Genomic DNA, 18,660 nt, shown 5'->3' on the forward strand with positions numbered 1-18,660 from the left:
CGGATGAAGAGCAACTCCTCAGCCTCGTCGTCGTCCACGTCCTCGTCGTCCACCCCCTCGTCCTCCGCCGCCGAGCGCCGCGCCGAGATCCTTGCCACCGCCGCCCAGGTCTTCGCCGACCAGGGCTACAACGCCACCACCGTCCGCCGCATCGCCGACGCCGCCGGGATGCTCGCGGGCAGCCTCTACTACCACTTCGACTCCAAGGAGTCGATGCTGGACGAGATCCTCACCGCCTTCCTGGACGAGCTGTGGGCCGGCTACGACACCGTGCTCGCCGCCGGACTCGGACCGCGGGAGACCATCGAGGCCCTCGTCACCGAGTCCTTCCGGCAGATCGACCGGCACGGCCCCGCGGTCGCCATCTACCAGAAGGAGTCCCGGCACCTGTCCGCCCAGCCGCGCTTCGGCTACCTCGCCGACTCCCAGGTGAAGTTCGAGAACGCCTGGCTGCGCACCCTGGAACGGGGCGTCGCCGAGCAGGTCTTCCGCGGCGACCTGGACGTGCGGCTCGTCTACCGGTTCGTGCGCGACACCGTCTGGGTGGCCGCCTCCTGGTACCGCCCCGGCGGCACCCACAGTCCGGAGGAGATCGCCCGGCAGTACCTGTCCATGGTCCTGGAGGGCATCACCCCGCGCGGCTGACGCCCCCGGCCCACCCCCGATCCACCACCAAGGAGCACTGTCATGGCCGAGGCCTACATCGTCGAAGCGGTCCGCACCCCGGTCGGCCGGCGCCGGGGCGGACTGTCCGCCGTCCACCCCGCCGACCTCGGGGCGCACGTCCTCAAGGCGCTGATCGAGCGCACGGGCATCGACCCGGCCGCCGTCGACGACGTCGTCCTCGGCTGCCTGGACACCGTGGGACCGCAGGCCGGGAACATCGCCCGCACCGCGTGGCTCGCCGCCGGCCTGCCCGAGGAGGTGCCCGGCACCACCGTCGACCGGCAGTGCGGCTCCTCCCAGCAGGCCGTCCACTTCGCCGCCCAGGGCGTGCTCTCCGGCACCCAGGACCTGGTCGTCGCGGGCGGCACCCAGAACATGTCGATGATCCCCATCGCCTTCGCCAGCCGCCAGGCCGCCGAACCCCTCGGCCTCACCGACGGCCCCTACGCGGGCTCCGAGGGCTGGCGCGCCCGCTACGGCGACGCACCCGTCAACCAGTTCCACGGCGCCGAACTCATCGCCCGGAACTGGGACATCTCCCGCGAGGACATGGAGCGGTTCGCGCTGCGCTCGCACCAGCGGGCCGCACGCGCCGTCGACGAGGGCCGCTTCGACCGCGAGACCGTGGCCTACGGCGACGTGACCCGCGACGAGGGCCCGCGCCGCGACACCTCACTGGAGAAGATGGCGGCCCTGAAGCCGGTCGTGGAGGGCGGCCGGCTGACCGCCGGAGTGTCCTCCCAGGTCTCCGACGGCGCCTCCGCACTGCTCATCGCCTCCGAACGGGCCGTCGCCGAACACGGCCTGACCCCGCGCGCCCGCGTCCACCACCTGTCGGTGCGCGGCGAGGACCCCATCCGCATGCTGTCGGCGCCGATCCCGGCGACGGCGTACGCCCTGAAGAAGGCCGGGATGTCCATCGACGACATCGACCTGGTCGAGATCAACGAGGCCTTCGCACCCGTCGTCCTGGCCTGGCTCAAGGAGACCGGCGCCGACCCCGACCGCGTCAACGTCAACGGCGGCGCCATCGCCCTCGGCCACCCGCTCGGCGCCACCGGCACCAAGCTGATGACGACCCTGCTGCACGAACTGGAGCGCACCGGCGGCCGCTACGGCCTGCAGACCATGTGCGAGGGCGGCGGACTCGCCAACGTCACCATCATCGAACGCCTCTGAGGCACAGGAGAGAGGGGGCGGTCCGGAACCCCGGGCCGCCCCCTCTCACACCTGCCCCCGAGCGGTCTAGCGGGGCAGCGACTTCAGCGTGGCCTGCGCCTCGGTCATGATGCGCCCGACCAGTTCCGTGCAGGACGGCAGGTCGTCGATCAGGCCCGCCACCTGACCCGAGGCCATCACCCCGATGTCCGTGCGCCCCTCGACCAGCGAGGCCTTGAGCAGCATCGGGGTGTTGGCGGCCAGCAGCACCTGGCCCCAGGTCAGTTCCTTGCCGTGCTTCATCGCCAGCCCGTCCCGCACCAGCCGCGGCCAGCTCGCACCCGTCTCCTTCCGGAACGCCGCGGCGTGCCGCAGCGCCCGCAGGCTCGACGTCACCCGGCCGGCCCGCTCCAGCGAGTCGACCATGGCGGTGCGCAGCATGCGGTGCGGCATGCCGTCGACCTTCGTCGTGACCGTGACGTCCTTGACCGAGGCGGCCAGATACTTCGCCTTGACCTCCGCCGGGACGGTGCTGTCGGAGGTGAGCAGGAAGCGGGTGCCCATCCCGATGCCGGCTGCCCCGTAGGCGAGGGCGGCCACCAGACCGCGCCCGTCGTGGAAGCCGCCCGCAGCGATCACCGGGATGCCGACCGCGTCCACGACCTGGGGGAGCAGTACCGACGTCGCCACGTTCCCGGTGTGCCCGCCGCCCTCGCCGCCCTGCACCATCACCGCGTCCGCGCCCCACGCGGCGACCTTCTCCGCGTGCCGCCGGGCGCCGACCGAGGGGATGACCACGACACCGGCGTCCTTGAGGCGCGCGATCAGCTCCTTGGACGGGGCGAGTGCGAAGGACGCCACCCGCACGCCCTCGTCGACGATGATCCGCACCCGGTCCGCGGCGTCCCCGGCGTCCGCCCGCAGATTGACGCCGAACGGCGCGCCCGTACGGGACTTGACCTCCCGCACCGCCGCCCGCAACTGCTCCACGGACATCGTCGCGGAGGCGAGGATGCCGAGGGCCCCCGCGTTGGCGGAGGCGGACACCAGCCGGGGACCGGCCACCCAGCCCATCCCGGTCTGCACGATCGGGTACCGCACCCCGGTCAGCTCGGTGAGCGGCGTCGCGAACGTCCCGTCGCCCGGCGCGCTCACGCCGGGACCTCCCGCTCCCGCAGCCCCTTCGGGTCGACGACCTCGCGGATCAGCCGCAGCTCCGCCTCGGTCGGCTCCCGGGTGAAGGGCACCTCGTCGGGGACCGTCAGCGCGAAGCCGGTGGCCCCGGTGACCTGCTCGACGGTGACCCCGGGGTGCAGGGAGCGCAGCCGCATCGTGCGGTCGGGGGTCTCGAAGTCGAAGACGCCCAGGTTGGTGACCACCTCGGGGACGCGGTGGTAGCGGGTCGCGGCGGGACCGGCCGCCGCGGCCCGGTCGTACCCGACGCCGCTGACCATGTCGACCCGCTCGACGAACACCCGCGCCGAGTGCTTCGGCACCCAGTAACTCGTCGGATTGTTCAGCGTGTTGACCGGCGCCCCGCGCACGCCGAGCAACTGCCGGGTGGGGCGGCCCCAGTCGCCGATGCAGGAGATGTTCTGGTTGCCGTGGCGGTCGAGCTGGCTCGCGCCCATCATCACGTGCCGTCGGCCGGTGGCCGTCAGCGCCAGGTGCTGGCGGAACGGCAGCCAGCCCTCCACGGCCCCCGGCCGCTGCCCGATCGCGGGGACGTCCGCCATGAGCAGCGCCTCCCCGTCGGTCAGCAGCAGGTCCGGCGAGAAGGTGAGCTTCGCCAGCCGCGCGCCGATGGCCGGGACGGTGCCCATCGGGCTGGCGAGGACCTCCCCGTCGCCGCGCCAGGCCTCGGCGCAGGCCACCACGCAGTACTCGGCGCGGGTCGCGGCCGGCAGGCCGGTCTCGGTGACGCTCATGCTTCCTCCTGCTGGTCCTGGTGGTCCTGCCGGTTCTGGTGGAAGGCCGCGACGGCGGCCTGGTAGGCGGCCTCGTCCCCGCACAGGAACCGCGCCTCGAACGCCTGCCACGCCTCGGGGTCGCGGGCGGCCCGGACATAGGCGCGCTGGAAGTCCTCGTCACGGTCGTGGTCGGGGACGCAGGACGTGAAGTGCGCGCCGTTCGGCGTCTCCACGACACCGTCCACGAACAGGCGCTTCACCAGCAGGGTCTGGGGACCGTGCTCCTTGAGCAGGTCCGCCGTGTCCACGATCCGCTCGCAGGAGACGTACGCGTGGTCGGCGGCCTGGCAGAACAGGTCGTCGAAGTACGGGTCCGGGCCCAGGTACTGGCCGTTGCCCTGCGCGTCGGCCCGGTTGAGGTGGACCAGCGCCGCGTCCAGGCGCAGAGCCGGTGCCGCCACCAGCTCCTCCCCGTCGTCGTAGGGCGAACGGACCGTGCGCAGCGCGGGGTTGACCTTCATCACGTCCGATCCGAGCCCGGCCCGCACCGGGATGAACGGCAGCCGCTGCGCCCCGGCGGTCAGGCCCCACATGAGCATCGCCTCGTCCAGCTCCACCATCTCGAACGCCCCGCTCTGCCGGGCGGCCGTGAAGTGCGGCTCCAGGGGTATCGAGTCCAGGGTGCCGAAGGCCGCGACCAGCTTGCGGATCCTCCCCGCGGCCGCCAGCAGACCGACGTCGGGGCCGCCGTACGACACCACGGTCAGATCGGTGACGTCCGAGCGCAGCAGCGCCCGTACCAGGGCCATAGGCTTGCGGCGCGAGCCCCAGCCGCCGATGCCGATCGTCATGCCGCTGCGCAGCCGGCCGACGACGTCGTCCGCCGTCATCGTCTTGTCCTGGGTCACGCTCGCTGCTCCTTGTCCGTGCCGGAAGTGTCGGTGCCGGAGGTGCCGGAAGTGTGGGTGCCGAAGGTGTCGCGCACGCGGTCGGCGACCCCGCTGAGGTTGGCCTCGAAGGTGAAGCCCTGCTCGAAGCGGTAGCTGCGGCGTACGTCGACGGGGTCGATGCCGTTGATGGCGGCCTTGGCCAGCCGGATCAGGTGTCCGTCCTTGGCGGCGATCTCATCCGCCAACTCCAGCGCGGCCGACCTCAGTTCCCCGCGCGGGACCACGCGCCACACCGAGCCGTGCCGGTGCAGTTCCTCGGCCGTCGCGGTGCGGGAGGTGTAGTACAGGGCCCGCATCAGGTGCTGCGGGACCAGCCGGGCGAGGTGCGTGGCCGCGCCGAGCGCTCCGCGGTCCAGCTCCGGCAGCCCGAAGGTCGCGTCGTCGGACGCCACGATCGCGTCCGCGTTGCCGGCCAGGCCGATGCCGCCGCCCAGGCAGAAGCCGTGCACGGCGGCCACCACCGGCACCTCGCACTCGTAGACCGCGGCGAACGCCTCGAAGCAGCCCCGGTTGGCGCCGATGAGCGCGCCGTGCCCCTCCGTGCGCTGCATCTCCTTGATGTCCACGCCCGCGTTGAACCCGCGGCCCTCGGCGGTGAGCACCACGCAGCGCACCTCGGGATCGGAACCCGCGGCGCGCACCGCGGCGGCCAGCTCGTACCAGCCCCGCACGGGCAGGGCGTTGACCGGGGGGAAGTCCACGGTGACGACGGCGACGCCCTTTTGCGGGGCGGAGGTGGAGACACCCATGAGCAGATCAGCTACCTTTCCACCAAACGTTTGTTAGGCAGAAGGTAGCAGTGATGCGAACGCCGGGGGAGTGCCCCGTGCCACTGAGCGGTACGGCCCCGCCCCCGGCCCCACCCGAAAGGACACCCTCATGACCTCACCGACCGCCCTGTGCGCCGGCCGTGTCGTCGCCGTCACCGGCGCGGGCCGCGGGCTCGGCCGCGCACATGCCCTGGCGTTCGCCGCCGAGGGCGCGAAAGTCGTCGTCAACGACCTCGGCGTGGGCCTCGACGGCTCCGGCGCGGGCGGCGGCCCCGCCCAGCGGGTCGTCGAGGAGATTCGCGCCGCCGGCGGCGAGGCCGTCGCGCACGGCGGCGACATCGCCACCGGCGACGGCGCGGCCTCCCTCGTCGCCGCCGCCCTCGACTCCTTCGGCCGGCTCGACACCCTGGTCAACAACGCCGGATTCCTGCGCGACCGGATGCTGGTGAACCTCGACGAGGACGACTGGGACGCGGTGATGCGCGTCCACCTCAAGGGCCACTTCCTGCCGCTGAAGCACGCGGCGGCGCACTGGCGCGCCGAGGCCAAGGCGGGCCGCGTCCCCGAGGCACGCGTGATCAACACCGGTTCCGGAGCGGGCCTGCTGGGCAGCGTCGGCCAGGGCAACTACTCGGCGGCCAAGGCGGGCATCGTCGGACTCACCCTGGTGGCCGCCGCCGAGATGGGCCGCTACGGCGTCCAGGTCAACGCGATCGCCCCGGCCGCCCGCACCAGGATGACCGAGGACACCTTCGCCGAGACCATGGCGGCGCCCGGCGCCGGCGGCTTCGACGCGATGGCCCCGGAGAACGTGTCACCGCTCGTCGTGTGGCTCGGCTCGGCGGCCTCGGCCGGCGTGAGCGGCCGGGTCTTCGAGGCGGAGGCGGGCCGCATCACCGTGATGGAGGGCTGGCGCCCGGGCCCCACCGCCGACAAGGGCGCCCGCTGGACCCCGGCCGAGGCGGGGGAGACGGCGACGAAGCTCCTGGCCGCCGCCGAGACGCCCCAGGCGGTGTACGGCGCCCGCTGACCGGGCCGCACGACGCGGAAGGGGGGCGGTGACAAGTCGTCACCGCCCCCCTTCCGGGGGCAATCCGGTCAGCCCTGGGCCCGCTCCCCGCGCACCCCGCCCGCCAGCAGCGCCGGGGACTCGGGACGGCCGTCCAGGACGCGGTTGGTGCGGGTGACCACCTCCCACCCGGGGGCGGAGTCCGTACGGCGCAGCCGCCAGTGGTTGGCGGTGGCCCGGCGCACCACGTACCGGCCCTCCTCGTGCACCACCATCAGCGAGTGGCACACGGCGACCGCCTCGTCGCCGTCGACCGTGATGTGCGGTGGCCCCACGACGTGCGCGCAGCCCTGCCGGATCCACCCACGGTGCGCGGCGGACCGCACCATCGCGCCGATCTGCTCCCGGCCCGCGAGGAAGAGCTCGTCGATGTCGTAGACACCGTCCGGCGCCCACAGCGCGGCGACACCGTCCGCGTCGCCGCCGTCGACCAGCGGCCCGTACGAGGCCATCATCCTGGCGATGTCCCGCTCGTCCTCCAGACGCCGCAGCCGCGCTTCGACGTCGTCCGGCAGTCGCTCGCTCACGCCGCCTCCTCCTCGCCCGCCACGACGCCCGCGATCCTCGCCAGCGCCTCCAACTGCTCCACGTAGTGGGCCGACGACTCGGCCGCCAGCGACACGCTCACCAGCGTCGCCCCCGCCTCGGACACCTTGCGCAGCGCCCGCGCCGCGGCGTCCGCGCCGCCGGACGGATCCAGCGGGCGTCCCGCGCTCAGCACCACCTCGAAGCCCTCCGGCAGGGGCGCCGCGTCGACCATCTCGCGCAGCCGGTCCAGCGGCAGCCCGAACGGCACCCAGCCGTTCCCGTACGCCACCGCCCGCCGCAGCGAACGAAGAGTGCGACCGCCGATCCACAGGGGCACCGTCTCCTGCACGGCGTGCGGCTCCACCACGAACCCCTCGTAGCCGAAGTGCTCCCCGTGGTAGGCCGGTTCGCGGCGGGACAGCGAGGCCCGCAGCGCCGCCAGGGCGTCGTCGGCGATTCCGCCGCGCCCCTCGAAGGCCGCGCCGAGCAGCCGGAACTCCTCCTCCAGGCTGCCGACTCCCAGCCCGAGCACGAGCCGCCCGCCGGAGACCCGGTCCAGCGTGCCGTAGCGCTTGGCGAGGGCCAGCGGGTGGTGGTAGCCCAGCACGAGGACCTGGGTGGCGAGCCGGATGCGGCGGGTGCGGGCGGCGAGGTACCCGAAGGTGGCGAGCGGATCCCAGTAGGTACCGCCCCGCTGCTCGGCGACGTCCACGGGCACCGCCACGTGCTCCGAACACGTCAGGTGGTGGAAACCGAGCCGGTCGGCGGCCTCGGCGACCGCCCCCAGCTCCTCGATGCCGGCACCGCGCTCCCACGGGGAGTGGACACCGGGCACGGCCGTGACGACGGGACTGGTGATGCCGATCCGCATGGGGGCACCTCTCTCGGACGCGAACAGACGGGAGGGGACGAGGCGAAGGGGGGTGGGGGAGAAGAGGGCGGGGGGAAGGGCCATCCAAGTCCGCGCCCCGCGTCGCAGGCGGCCGGATCCCACTGACCGGAACGCCGCGCACCGGGCCCGCACGGCACGCGAAAGCATCGGCGGCCGACGGAAGGACGCCAGACCGTGCCCCGAACGAGCGGCGAGAGAACCCCCGCGCACCCCACCTCGGCCAAGCAGCGCCAGCGCCACGCCCGGATCCTGCGGAGCGCGGCACGGCTCGGCGCGGCACACGGGCTCGACCGGGTGCAGATGCAGGACGTGGCCAGGGAGTCCGGCGTCGCGATCGCCACCCTCTACCGCTACTTCCCCTCGAAGACCCACCTGTTCGCCGCCGTCATGTACGCCCAGGTACTCCGGCTCGACGCCGAGACACCGCCCCCACCGCCGGGCACCGGACCGGTGGAGGCCGTGACCGGCCTGCTCACCGGGGCGAGCCGGCAGCTCTTCGAACAGCCGCTGCTGGCCCTCGCGATGATGCGGGCCAACAACGCCGCACCCGTCGACCACGACGGCGGCCCGGCCCGCCGCACCGACGAACTCCTCGCCGATCTGATGCTGCGCACGGCAGGCGTGAGCCGCCCCACCGAGCGCGACCGCCGCGTGGCCCGCCTGCTGCAACAGGCCTGGTACGGACTGCTCGTCACCGTCCTGTACGAGCGCTCCTCGCCCCAGGACGCGCAGGACGGCATCCGGCTGGCCTGCCGCCTGCTGCTCGCCCCGCAGCCCGGTCACCGGGAGTGGACGGGACCTCGCGCGAGCGGGCCGACTAGCGTGCCCGCACTTCACCGGCCGACCTGAGGAGCCCCCATGTCCCGCAACGTCGTCGTCACCGGATCCGGTTCCGGGATCGGTGCCGCCCTCACCGCCCTCCTGCGCGCCCGGGGCGACCGCGTCATCGGCGTCGACCTGCGCGGCGGCGAGATCGACGCCGACCTGTCCACCCCGCGAGGCCGCGCCGCTGCCGCCGCTGCCGCGACCGGGGCGGCCGGCGGGGTCGTGGACGCGGTCGTCACCTGCGCCGGCACCTCCGTGCCCGGCACCGCGACGGTCACCGTCAACTACTTCGGCACCACCGAGTTCGTCGCGGCGCTCCGCCCGGCCCTCGCCGCCGCCCGGCAGCCCCGCGTCGTCGTCATCGGCTCCGTCTCGGGCACCCAGCCCACCGACCCGGACGTCGTCGCCGCCTGCCTGGCCGCCGACGAGGACAAGGCCCTCGCCCATGCCGAACGCGCCGTCGCCGACGGCCGTGCGCGCCGGCTCTACCCCTCGTCCAAGGCGGCGCTCGCCCAGTGGGCACGGCGCACCGCCGTCGCCGAGGGCTGGGCCGACGCCGGGATCCCCGTGAACGTCGTCGCACCCGGCATCGTGCTCACCCCCATGAGCGCGGGCATCTTCGACGACCCCGCGATGAAGAAGGCCATGGACGCCGCCGTCCCGATGCCGCTCAACGGCTACCTCCGGCCGGAGGACGTGGCGCGGGCCGTCCTCTTCCTGGCCGGTGACGACAACACGCACATCACGGGCCAGGTCCTCCACGTCGACGGGGGCGCCGAGGCGACGCTGCGCGGACCCGCGCACTTCTGACCCGGCGAGGCACGCACCCCGGCGTCCGGGACACCCACCCGGCACCGCGCAGGGCCCCGGCCGCGTACGGCGACCGGGGCCCTGCGTACTCCGGGCCCCTCAGAGCCGTACCGAGTGCCGGACCACCTTGCCGGTGGCGTTGCGCGGCAGCGCCTCGGTGGTCAGCCGCCAGCGCCGGGGCACCTTGAAGTAGGCCAGTTCCCTCGCCGCGTACTCCCGCAGCTCCTCCTCCGTGACCTCGGCCCCCGGCCGGAGCACCACGACCGCGGCCACCTCCTGGCCCAGATCGGGGTGCGGCGTCCCGATGACGAGGCACTCCGCCACGTCCGGGTGCTCGACCAGCACCGTCTCGATCTCGGCCGGATAGATGTTCTCGCCGCCCCGGATGATCAGGTCCGAGCGGCGGCTGACCAGGAACAGCCGGCCCTCGCGCAGGCACCCCAGGTCCCCGGTGCGCAGCCAGCGGTCCGCGCCGATGGTGTCGGCGGTGGCCCCGGGATCGCGCCAGTAGCCCAGCATGTTGTACATGCTGCGCACCCACACCTCGCCCTCCTCGCCCTCGCCGAGGACCTCGCCGAGCGGGTCGCGGATCTCCAGCCGGACGCCGGTCACCGGCCGGCCCAGGGTGCCGGGGGCGGCCGCCAGCTCCTGCGGGTTCGCCGCCGCGATCGCCGTACACGACTCGGTCAGCCCGTAGCTGTCCACGAGCGAGTCCTTCGCGAACGGCAGCTCGCGCCGCAGCCGCTCCTTGAACGCCGTCGTCGACGGCGCCGAGGCCAGCGCGAACGCCGTCAGCGACGACGTGTCGTACCGGTCCGCGCCGCCGTGTTCGAGCAGCCGGTGCGCCATCGTGGGCACCGCGCCCCAGTTGGTGACGCGTTCCCGCTCGACCAGGGCCAGGACCGCGTCCACGTCGAACGCGCCCTGGTGCAGCACGATCCTGCTGCCCGTGGCCAGCCGCGGCACGGCGAGGTTGTGCAGGCTGGCGATGTGGAACAGCGGCAGGGTGAGCAGGTAGACGCGGTCCTCGGCGGTCAGCGGGTCGCCGAACTCGTGCAGCAGGGCGTCGTTCAGCCGGTGGTACTCCACCACCGCCAGCAGGTTGCGGTGGGTGTGCACGGCGCCCTTGGGCCGGCCCGAGGTGCCCGAGGTGTAGAGGATGACGGCCGGATCGTCCTCGGCGACGTCGGCGGACGGCAGCGGCGCGTCCGGGTGGGCCGCGGCGAAGCGGCTCACGTCGTCCTCCAGGGACACCACCGGGACCCCGCACCCGGCCAGCTTCGCCGACTGCCGGGCGTCGGCCACCACCAGCGACGGCTCGGCGTTCGCCACCCCGTGGGCCATCTCGCGCGGTGACCACCAGGCGTTGAACCCGACCGCCACCGCCCCGATCGACACCGTGGCCCAGAAGGTCTCGATCCACTCCGGGGAGTTCGCGGCGGCGACGGCCACCCGGTCCCCCTTGGCGATGCCGTACTCCTCGCGCAGCACCCGGGCCAGCGAGGCGACCCGGGCCGCGTGGGAGGCGAAGGTGATCCGGCGGTCCGCGGTGACGATGTAGTCGCGGTCGGCGTGCGCGACGGACGCGTGCAGTACCTCGTGCAGGGCCCGCTGCCGGTGGGTGAAGACCGGCAGCCGGGCGCCCAGCACGTCGTCTTCGGCGAGCTCGAACCGGCCGCCCGGGCCGGTGAGCGCGGCCACTCGGGCGAGGGCGGCAGAGCGGTGGTCCGTGTCGCTGGGCATCGGGACTCCTGGTGCGTCGGAAACCTCACGGGGATCGCGGTCGGGGTCAGTCTCGGCGCGGACCGGGGATCGCTCCCCGGCCGGTTCCGGTCACCGGGACACCGTGTCACGGCCCGGCCGGACGCGGAACGGCCGCCCCGCCCGCGCCGGGGCCCGCCCGCCCGGCTCCCGGTGAGTGGGATGCGTCACGTCGGCCGGATTTCGCCGGCCGTAGCGTCCACCCACCCGATCCGGCTTCCACCCACCCGGCCCGGCTTCCACCCACCGATCCGGGCATCCACTCACCCGGTCCGGCTCCGGACCGCCACCGCTTCCCCCCACCGGACTACTGGAGGAACACATGAAGCGAGCACCACGGGCGCGAGCCCGACTCGCCGCAGCCCTGGCCGCCGCGGCGATGCTCACCTCCGCGTGCGTCTCACCGGACGACGGGGGCAGCGACAGCGGCACGCGGCAGAAGGCCGAACGCGGCCGCTACACGTTCGGCAACGTCGGCAAGCAGCCCGCGGGCGGCGAGCCCGTCCGCGGCGGCACCCTGCACTTCGCCGACTACGCCGAGGCCCGCAGCCTCAGCCCCGCCGTCACCTACGCCACCGGCGCCTCCGGCGGCTCCGCGCTCGCCGCCGTCTACGACGTCCTCATGCGCTACGACACCGCCGCCCACAGGTACGAGCCGTGGCTGGCGAAGGACCTGCGCTCCAGCGACGACGCCAAGACCTGGACCCTCACCCTGCGCGACGGCGTCGAGTTCTCCGACGGCACCCCGCTCGACGCCGAGGCCGTGATCGGCAGCATCACGTGGTACCAGGAGAACAAGGGCGCCGACACGGCCCTGCTCGCCCCGAACCTCGCCAAGATGGAGGCCAAGGGCGACTCCACCGTCGTCTTCACCCTCCGCAACTCGTGGGCCACCTTCCCCGCCATGCTCGCCCAGGCCCCCGGCATGATCGTGGCGCCCGCCGCCCACGCCGGGAAGAAGTTCCGGCCCATCGGTGCCGGCGCCTTCACCCTGGGCTCGTACAAACCCCAGGAGGAGATGGTCCTCAAGGCGAACAAGAACTACTGGAAGGGCGAGCCCTACCTCGACGCGCTCCGGTTCACCTGGCCGCAGTCCGACCGGGCCAAGCTCGAGGCACTCGACGACGGCACCGCCGACGTGGTGTACATGCGCAGCCCGGACGTGGTCGACGAGGCGGTCAAGGCCGGCCACCCCGGCGAACTGACCCTCACCGGCCTCGGCAACATGGTCGTCGTCAACACCCGCGAGGGCCGCCCCGGCGCCGACCTCAGGGTCCGCAAGGCCATGGCCCTGGCCCTCGACCCCGCCCTCGACACCGAACGCGCCTACGACGGCAAGGGACTGCCCGGCCAGGAGATCTTCCCGCCCGAGTCGCGCTGGCACTCCGACGTGAAGCCCCTCGGCATCGACCTCGAACAGTCGAAGAAGCTGCTCGCCGAAGCCAAGAAGGACGGCTACGACGGCACCGTCACCTACATGGACGGCACCGACCCCGTCTCCCGGGCCAAGGCCGTCGTCACCAAGGCGATGCTGGAACGCGTCGGCTTCAAGGTGGAACTCGACCTCGTCTCCTCCATCGCCGACCGGACCTCGAAGACCTACGTGGAGCACGACTTCGACCTCAGCCGCGGCGCGGCCAGCGTCTCCGAGAGCGACCCCTACCACCGCCTCCAGAGCGTCCTGAACTCCAAGAGCTACGGCAACCCCGGCGGCTACGCCAACCCGAAGATGGACCAGCTCCTCGTCGAGCTCCAGGGAGCGACCGGCGAGGCACGGACCCAGCGCGTCCTCGACGACATCCAGACGCTGTTCAACGAGGACGTCCCCCTCATCAACCTCGGTGCCAGCGCCGCCCTCACCGCCTGGGGCGAGAACGTGCACGGCATCGTGCCGACCGACGAGTACATGGCCCTCTTCGGCGAGGCCTGGATCGGCAAGTGACCCCCGCGGCCCCGGGCCCGGCGGTGCCGCCGGGCCGAGATCTGGAGGAACCATGAGTGTCGCCGCGCTGCGCCGGCCGGCCCTGCGGCTGCTGGAACTCCTCGGCGTGCTGTTCATCGCGAGCATCGGGGTCTTCTCCCTGGTGGTCCTGATGCCCGGCGACCCCGCCGTCGACATCCTCGGCGCCGGCCGGGCGCCCTCCGAGTACGCCGCGCTGCGCACCGAACTCGGCCTCGACCAGCCCCTGGTCACCCGCTATCTCGACTGGCTCGGCGGCGCGCTCACCGGCGACCTCGGCCGCTCCGTCGTCCCCCCGCAGAGCGACGTCACCGACCGGGTGCTGTCCGCGCTGCCCGTCAGCTTCGAGATCGCCGCCCTCGGACTGGTCATCGCCCTGCTGATCGCGGTGCCGCTGGCCATGTGGTCGGCCTACCGGGAGGGCTCGGCGGCCGACCGGATCATCGGCGCCGGCACCTTCGGCGTCCTGTCCGTGCCCAGCTTCCTGGCCGGACTGCTGCTGATCCTCGTCCTGGTCAACTCGGCCGGCTGGTTCCCGCGCTCCGAATGGGTGCGGATCGGCGACGGCGACCTCCTGGGCAACCTGCACCACGCCTTCCTGCCCGCACTGACCGTCGCCCTGGCCGAACTCGCCATGTTCACCCGCGTGCTGCGCGGCGACCTGATCGTCACGCTGCGCGAGGACTACATCCTCGCCGCCCGCGCCAAGGGCATGAACCCGCTGCGCGTCCTGTTCACCGACGCCCTGCGCCCCTCCTCGTTCTCCCTGGTCACCCTGCTCGGCCTCAGCCTCGGCCGGCTGATCGGCTCCACCGTCGTCGTCGAGTACCTCTTCTCGCTGCCCGGCATGGGGACCCTGATCGTCAACGCCGCCGGCCAGGGCGACTACCCGATGGTCCAGGGCGCCGTGCTCACCATCGCCGTGATCTACGTGGTGATCAACGCCGGCATCGACCTCTCCTACGGCTACCTCGACCCGAGGACGCGACGTGTCCATGTCTGACCTCGCTCCGCGCACGCGGACCGCCTTCCCGCCGCCCCTGCTCATCGGCGCAGCCCTCGCCGTCGTCGGCCTGGTCCTGCTGGTGTTCGGCGCGACCACGCCCCAACTCGTCACGCCCGCCAAGGCCGCCGTCGCGCTGCTCGGCCTCGGCCTGCTCCTCGCCGGGGCCTCCCGGCTCGGCAAGGTGTGGGCGGGGCCCGGCTTCGACGTGGTGTTCTGGTTCGGCGCGGCCTGGCTGCTGCTGCTCGGCCTCGCCATCCTGTGCGCGCCGTGGCTGCCGCTCGCCGAGGACCGCGACGTCGCGAGCACCGTCGCCGAACCCGTCTTCGCCACCCCGACGTTCACCGGCGGCCATCCCCTCGGCACCAACGCCTTCGGCCTCGACCTGCTCGCCCGCTCGCTCTACGGCGCCCGCTCCTCCCTGCTCATCTCCCTGTCCGCGGTCGCCCTCGGCACCGTGGTCGGCGGGGCGATCGGCATGGTCGCCGGGTACTTCCAGAAGAGCGTCGACCGGGTGGTGGGCATCGCCACCAACTCGCTGCTCGCCGTGCCCCCGCTGATCCTGCTCATCGCCCTCGCGACCGTGCTCCAGCCGCACCTGCGCAACGTCGCCTTCTCCCTCGCGCTGCTCACCATTCCTGGCATGGTGCGCCTCGCCCGCGCCACCACCATGGCCTACGCCAACCGGGAGTTCGTCGTCGCCGCCCGCGCCATGGGCGCCGGCCGCACCCGCATCCTGCTGCGCGAACTGCTGCCCAACGTACTGCTGCCCGTGCTCTCCCTCGCCGTCGTGATGATCTCGGTGCTCGTCGTCGCCGAGGCCTCCCTCAGCTTCCTCGGTCTCGGCATCCAGCCCCCCGAACCCACCTGGGGAAACATGATCGCCGAGGGGGAGGGCCGGGTCTTCGAGGAACACCCGCACATCGTGCTCGTGCCCGGCGCCTTCCTCTTCCTCACCGTGTTCGCCTTCAACGTCGTCGGCGAGAAGGCTCGCGGGCGCTGGGACTCCAGGAGCGTGAAACTGTGACCCCGAAGCGAGAGGCCGCGACCACCGCACCGGCCCCCACCGACGGCACCCGCGGCACCGCCGCACCCCCGCTGCTCGACGCCACCGACGTACGTACCGCCTTCCACACGCCCCGCGGCGCTGTCCGGGCCGTCGACGGGGTGTCGCTGACCCTGTCCGAGGGCGAGACCCTCGGCATCGTCGGCGAGTCGGGGTCGGGCAAGTCCGTGCTCGGCCGCACCCTCATGGGCCTGATCACCGACGGCCCCGGCACCACCGTCTCCGGCACCGTCCGGATCGGCGGCAAGGACGTCCACGCCCTCACCCCCGCCGGACGGCGCGCGCTGTGGGGCACCGAGGTCGCCATGGTCTTCCAGGACCCGATGACCTCCCTCAACCCGGTCAAGAAGACGGGCACCCACCTGTCCGAGAGCCTCCGGCTCCACCTCGGTCTCGGCCGCGCCGACGCCCGCGACCGGGCCGTCGACCTGCTCCGCCAGGTAGGCATCCCCGAACCCGCCCGCCGGGCCGGCCAGTACCCGCACGAACTGTCCGGCGGCATGCGCCAGCGCGTCGTCATCGCCATGGCCCTCGCCTGCGGCCCCCGGCTGCTCATCGCCGACGAACCCACCACCGCGCTCGACGTCACCGTGCAGAAGCAGATCCTCGACCTGCTGCGCTCGCTCGCCGAGGAACTGCGCATGGCGACCATCCTCATCAGCCACGACCTCGCCACCGTCGCGGGCCGCACCGACCGCGTCGCGGTCATGTACGCGGGCCGCCTCGTCGAGTACGCGGACACCGCCGCCGTCTTCGACCGGCCCCGCCACCCCTACAGCAGCGCCCTGATCGCCTCGATCCCACGCCTGGACCTGCCCCCGCACACCCTGCTGCCCGCCATCGAGGGCCGCCCGCCCAACCTGCTGCACCCGCCCGCCGGATGCCGCTTCGCCCCCCGCTGCGACACCGCGACCGACCGCTGCACCACCGAGTCCCCGGGCCTGACCGCCTACGCCGGGGAGCGCGACGCCGGCGGGCTCGTCGCCTGCCACCACCCGCTGGGCGCCGCCGAGGAGGCCGCCGTATGACCACCACCCGGGACGCGCCCGCGCTGACCGCGACGGACCTCGTCGTCGAGTTCCCCGCCGGACGCGGACAGAAGGTGCACGCCGTCTCCGGCGTCAGCCTCGAGGTCGCGGCGGGGGAGACCCTCGGCATCCTCGGCGAGTCCGGCTGCGGGAAGTCCACCGTCGGCCGCTCCCTGATCCAGCTGCCGCCCCCCGACGCCGGCACCGTCCGCCTCGGCGACGTCACCCTCACCGGCCTCGCCCCGCGCGAACTGCGGCGCGCCCGCGCCCGGATGCAGATCATCATGCAGGACCCGGTCTCCGCCCTGAACCCGCGCCGCCGGGTCAAGGACCTGGTGTGGGAGGGCCGGTCGATCTGGGGCCCCGGCGACGACACCCGCGACAAGGACGCCCGCGTCGACGCCGCCCTGCGCGACGTAGGCCTCGACCCCGCGACCGTACGGGACCGCCGGCCGCACGAACTCTCCGGCGGACAGTGCCAGCGCGTCTGCATCGCCCGCGCCCTCATGCTCGACCCCGAGGTGCTGATCTGCGACGAACCCGTCTCCAGTCTCGACGTCTCCGTGCAGGCGCAGATCCTCAACCTCCTGGAGACGACGACCCGGCGGCGCGCGCTGAGCATGGTCTTCATCGCCCACGACGTGTCCGTGGTGAAGAACATCAGCGACCGCGTCATGGTCATGTACCTCGGCAAGGTCTGCGAGGTGCTGCCCTCCGACGGCATGCAGCACGAGGCCGTCCACCCCTACACCCGGCTGCTGCTCGCCTCCCTCCCCGAGGCCCAGCTCGGCTCCGCCGCCCCCGCCGGACCGCCCGCCGCCGAGGAACGGGCCGCCGAACTGCCCTCCCCCCTGAACCCGCCCTCGGGCTGCCGCTTCCGCACCCGCTGCCCGCTGGCCACCGAACGGTGCGCCGCCGAGGAACCCGCCCCGCGGGAGATCCGCCCCGGCCACCGGATCGCCTGCCACCACGCCGAACCCAGGAGGAACCACCCGTGACCGCCCCCCAGACCCCCGCCGCGCCCGACAGCCCCGCCGCGCCCCCCGCCGCCCCCGACGTCCTGGCGCCCGCCAAACTGGGCCCCGTCGAACTGCGCAACCGCGTCATCAAGGCCGCGACCTACGAAGGGCTCAGCCACAAGTCCCTGGTCACCAAGGACCTCGTCGACTTCCACGTCGCCTACGCCCGCGGCGGCGTCGGCATGACCACCGTGGCGTACTGCGCGGTCGCCAAGGAGGGACGCACCGACCGCCACCAGATCCACTGGACCGACGAGGCGATGCCCGGCCTGCGCGTCCTCACCGACGCCGTGCACGCCGAGGGCGCCGCGGTCTCGGCCCAGATCGGACACGGCGGCCCCGTCGCCAACCCCAAGGGCAACGGTGCTCCCGCCCTCTCGCCGTCCCGGCACTTCCACGCCACCACCCTCAGCTTCGCGAAGGAGGCGTCCCTCGACGACATCCGGCGCGTCACCGAGGCCCACGCCGAGGCCGCCCGCCGCGCCGTCGAGGCGGGCTTCGACGCCGTCGAGGTGCACCTGGGCCACAACTACCTGGCCAGCTCCTTCCTCAGCCCCCGCGTCAACCACCGCACCGACGCCTACGGCGGCAGCCTCACCAACCGCGCCCGCCTCGCCCGGGAGATCATGCGGGCCGTGCACGACGCGGTCGGCGGACGTATCGCGGTCGTCGCCAAGATGAACATGGACGACGGTGTCCCCGGCGGCTTCTGGCTCGACGAGGCCATCCCCGTGGTGCAGTGGCTCGAACAGGACGGCACCGTCGACGCCCTGGAGATGACCGCGGGCAGCTCCCTGCTCAACCCGATGTACCTCTTCAAGGGCGACGCCCCGCTCAGGGAGTTCGCCGAGATCATGCCCCAGCCGATGAAGCTCGGCGTGAAGATGGTCGGCGACCGGTTCCTGCGCAGCTACCCCTACCGCGACGCCTACCTGCTGGAGGACGCCCGGCAGATCCGCGCCGCGGTCGAGCTGCCGATGATCCTGCTCGGCGGCATCACCGGCAAGCCCGTCATGGACCTGGCGATGCGCGAGGGGTTCGAGTTCGTCGCCATGGCCCGCGCCCTGCTGCGGGAGCCCGACCTGGTCAACCGGATGCGGGAGGACGCCACCACGCCCTCGCTGTGCATCCACTGCAACAAGTGCATGCCCACCAACTTCACCGGCACCCGCTGCGTCCTGGTCGACCGCGGCACCACCCGGCGCGAGACCTGGGGCAAGCCCGCCGGATACGTGGCGTGAGGGA

The 18,660-nt window shown here is 73.3% G+C and carries 18 protein-coding genes; 11 read left to right on the forward strand and 7 right to left on the reverse strand.

What is annotated here, in order from left to right:
• Positions 1 to 3 precede the first annotated feature (3 nt).
• On the forward strand, positions 4 to 645 hold the full coding sequence (locus Sco07f_RS14110) for a TetR/AcrR family transcriptional regulator (protein WP_108988036.1): 642 nt from the start codon (positions 4 to 6) through the stop codon (positions 643 to 645).
• Between the two features lie 42 nt (positions 646 to 687).
• The gene (locus tag Sco07f_RS14115) at positions 688 to 1,845 is read left to right on the forward strand and encodes an acetyl-CoA C-acetyltransferase (RefSeq protein ID WP_087792302.1); all 1,158 of its coding nucleotides are present in this window, start codon (positions 688 to 690) and stop codon (positions 1,843 to 1,845) included.
• Positions 1,846 to 1,911: 66 nt separating this feature from the next.
• Here the strand turns inward: Sco07f_RS14115 and Sco07f_RS14120 are convergent, their stop codons facing one another.
• Genes Sco07f_RS14120 through Sco07f_RS14135 form a run of 4 tightly spaced genes read right to left on the reverse strand, consistent with a single transcriptional unit; the run spans position 1,912 to position 5,433 of the window.
• A complete protein-coding gene (locus Sco07f_RS14120) occupies positions 1,912 to 2,979 on the reverse strand; it encodes an NAD(P)H-dependent flavin oxidoreductase (RefSeq protein ID WP_108988037.1) in 1,068 nt (355 codons plus the stop codon).
• Positions 2,976 to 3,752: a CoA-transferase subunit beta gene (locus Sco07f_RS14125; protein WP_108988038.1), complete on the reverse strand. Its 777-nt coding sequence runs from the start codon at positions 3,750 to 3,752 to the stop codon at positions 2,976 to 2,978. The genes Sco07f_RS14120 and Sco07f_RS14125 overlap by 4 nt, the downstream gene beginning before the upstream one ends.
• Entirely contained in the window at positions 3,749 to 4,624 is an 876-nt protein-coding gene (locus Sco07f_RS14130; RefSeq protein ID WP_108988113.1) for a CoA transferase subunit A, read from the reverse strand. The genes Sco07f_RS14125 and Sco07f_RS14130 overlap by 4 nt, the downstream gene beginning before the upstream one ends.
• 14 nt (positions 4,625 to 4,638) lie before the next feature.
• Positions 4,639 to 5,433, reverse strand: a complete 795-nt coding sequence (locus Sco07f_RS14135; RefSeq protein WP_108988039.1) for an enoyl-CoA hydratase family protein — start codon at positions 5,431 to 5,433, stop codon at positions 4,639 to 4,641.
• A gap of 130 nt (positions 5,434 to 5,563) precedes the next feature.
• Between Sco07f_RS14135 and Sco07f_RS14140 the strand changes: the two genes are divergently transcribed.
• Complete coding sequence (locus Sco07f_RS14140; RefSeq protein WP_108988040.1) at positions 5,564 to 6,484, forward strand: SDR family oxidoreductase; 921 nt, start codon at positions 5,564 to 5,566, stop codon at positions 6,482 to 6,484.
• A 68-nt stretch (positions 6,485 to 6,552) separates the two neighbouring features.
• On the opposite strand, the gene Sco07f_RS14145 is transcribed toward Sco07f_RS14140, so the two are convergent.
• On the reverse strand, positions 6,553 to 7,050 hold the full coding sequence (locus Sco07f_RS14145; RefSeq protein WP_108988041.1) for a nuclear transport factor 2 family protein: 498 nt from the start codon (positions 7,048 to 7,050) through the stop codon (positions 6,553 to 6,555).
• A complete protein-coding gene (locus Sco07f_RS14150) occupies positions 7,047 to 7,922 on the reverse strand; it encodes a TIGR03619 family F420-dependent LLM class oxidoreductase (RefSeq protein WP_108988042.1) in 876 nt (291 codons plus the stop codon). The genes Sco07f_RS14145 and Sco07f_RS14150 overlap by 4 nt, the downstream gene beginning before the upstream one ends.
• Positions 7,923 to 8,117: 195 nt before the next feature.
• On the opposite strand from Sco07f_RS14150, the gene Sco07f_RS14155 reads away from it, so the two are divergent.
• Together Sco07f_RS14155 and Sco07f_RS14160 are read left to right on the forward strand one after the other, a co-directional pair.
• Positions 8,118 to 8,792: a TetR/AcrR family transcriptional regulator gene (locus Sco07f_RS14155; protein WP_087792309.1), complete on the forward strand. Its 675-nt coding sequence runs from the start codon at positions 8,118 to 8,120 to the stop codon at positions 8,790 to 8,792.
• 9 nt (positions 8,793 to 8,801) lie between these two features.
• A complete protein-coding gene (locus tag Sco07f_RS14160) occupies positions 8,802 to 9,578 on the forward strand; it encodes an SDR family oxidoreductase (protein ID WP_108988043.1) in 777 nt (258 codons plus the stop codon).
• Between the two features lie 99 nt (positions 9,579 to 9,677).
• Here the strand turns inward: Sco07f_RS14160 and casG are convergent, their stop codons facing one another.
• A complete protein-coding gene (gene casG / locus Sco07f_RS14165; RefSeq protein WP_108988044.1) occupies positions 9,678 to 11,321 on the reverse strand; it encodes a steroid-24-oyl-CoA synthetase in 1,644 nt (547 codons plus the stop codon).
• A gap of 340 nt (positions 11,322 to 11,661) precedes the next feature.
• On the opposite strand from casG, the gene Sco07f_RS14170 reads away from it, so the two are divergent.
• Genes Sco07f_RS14170 through Sco07f_RS14195 form a run of 6 tightly spaced genes read left to right on the forward strand, consistent with a single transcriptional unit; the run spans position 11,662 to position 18,656 of the window.
• Positions 11,662 to 13,281 (forward strand): ABC transporter substrate-binding protein, encoded by a 1,620-nt coding sequence (locus Sco07f_RS14170; RefSeq protein WP_108988045.1) that lies wholly within the window; start codon positions 11,662 to 11,664, stop codon positions 13,279 to 13,281.
• Between the two features lie 52 nt (positions 13,282 to 13,333).
• Complete coding sequence (locus Sco07f_RS14175) at positions 13,334 to 14,302, forward strand: ABC transporter permease (protein WP_108988046.1); 969 nt, start codon at positions 13,334 to 13,336, stop codon at positions 14,300 to 14,302.
• Complete coding sequence (locus Sco07f_RS14180; protein WP_108988047.1) at positions 14,295 to 15,329, forward strand: ABC transporter permease; 1,035 nt, start codon at positions 14,295 to 14,297, stop codon at positions 15,327 to 15,329. The genes Sco07f_RS14175 and Sco07f_RS14180 overlap by 8 nt, the downstream gene beginning before the upstream one ends.
• Positions 15,326 to 16,396, forward strand: coding sequence for an ABC transporter ATP-binding protein (locus Sco07f_RS14185; protein ID WP_174855354.1), 1,071 nt, complete (start codon positions 15,326 to 15,328; stop codon positions 16,394 to 16,396). The genes Sco07f_RS14180 and Sco07f_RS14185 overlap by 4 nt, the downstream gene beginning before the upstream one ends.
• Positions 16,393 to 17,394, forward strand: coding sequence for an oligopeptide/dipeptide ABC transporter ATP-binding protein (locus tag Sco07f_RS14190; protein ID WP_087792315.1), 1,002 nt, complete (start codon positions 16,393 to 16,395; stop codon positions 17,392 to 17,394). The genes Sco07f_RS14185 and Sco07f_RS14190 overlap by 4 nt, the downstream gene beginning before the upstream one ends.
• Positions 17,391 to 18,656: an NADH:flavin oxidoreductase gene (locus Sco07f_RS14195; protein WP_108988048.1), complete on the forward strand. Its 1,266-nt coding sequence runs from the start codon at positions 17,391 to 17,393 to the stop codon at positions 18,654 to 18,656. Before Sco07f_RS14190 ends, Sco07f_RS14195 begins: the two co-directional genes overlap by 4 nt.
• Positions 18,657 to 18,660 lie beyond the last annotated feature (4 nt).

It is taken from the genome of Streptomyces coelicoflavus, from assembly GCF_003112555.1.
In the GTDB taxonomy this organism is placed as follows: Bacteria; Actinomycetota; Actinomycetes; order Streptomycetales; family Streptomycetaceae; genus Streptomyces; species Streptomyces coelicoflavus.

Excerpts from the sequence above, each read along its gene's own strand:
- Sco07f_RS14110 (WP_108988036.1), top strand. The coding sequence starts at position 4 with ATGAAGAGCAACTCCTCAGCCTCGTCGTCGTCCACGTCCTCGTCGTCC.
- Sco07f_RS14115 (WP_087792302.1), top strand. The coding sequence starts at position 688 with ATGGCCGAGGCCTACATCGTCGAAGCGGTCCGCACCCCGGTCGGCCGG.
- Sco07f_RS14125 (WP_108988038.1), bottom strand. The coding sequence starts at position 3,752 with ATGAGCGTCACCGAGACCGGCCTGCCGGCCGCGACCCGCGCCGAGTAC.
- Sco07f_RS14130 (WP_108988113.1), bottom strand. The coding sequence starts at position 4,624 with ATGACGGCGGACGACGTCGTCGGCCGGCTGCGCAGCGGCATGACGATC.
- Sco07f_RS14135 (WP_108988039.1), bottom strand. The coding sequence starts at position 5,433 with ATGGGTGTCTCCACCTCCGCCCCGCAAAAGGGCGTCGCCGTCGTCACC.
- Sco07f_RS14140 (WP_108988040.1), top strand. The coding sequence starts at position 5,564 with ATGACCTCACCGACCGCCCTGTGCGCCGGCCGTGTCGTCGCCGTCACC.
- Sco07f_RS14150 (WP_108988042.1), bottom strand. The coding sequence starts at position 7,922 with ATGCGGATCGGCATCACCAGTCCCGTCGTCACGGCCGTGCCCGGTGTC.
- Sco07f_RS14160 (WP_108988043.1), top strand. The coding sequence starts at position 8,802 with ATGTCCCGCAACGTCGTCGTCACCGGATCCGGTTCCGGGATCGGTGCC.
- casG (WP_108988044.1), bottom strand. The coding sequence starts at position 11,321 with ATGCCCAGCGACACGGACCACCGCTCTGCCGCCCTCGCCCGAGTGGCC.
- Sco07f_RS14170 (WP_108988045.1), top strand. The coding sequence starts at position 11,662 with ATGAAGCGAGCACCACGGGCGCGAGCCCGACTCGCCGCAGCCCTGGCC.
- Sco07f_RS14175 (WP_108988046.1), top strand. The coding sequence starts at position 13,334 with ATGAGTGTCGCCGCGCTGCGCCGGCCGGCCCTGCGGCTGCTGGAACTC.
- Sco07f_RS14180 (WP_108988047.1), top strand. The coding sequence starts at position 14,295 with ATGTCTGACCTCGCTCCGCGCACGCGGACCGCCTTCCCGCCGCCCCTG.
- Sco07f_RS14190 (WP_087792315.1), top strand. The coding sequence starts at position 16,393 with ATGACCACCACCCGGGACGCGCCCGCGCTGACCGCGACGGACCTCGTC.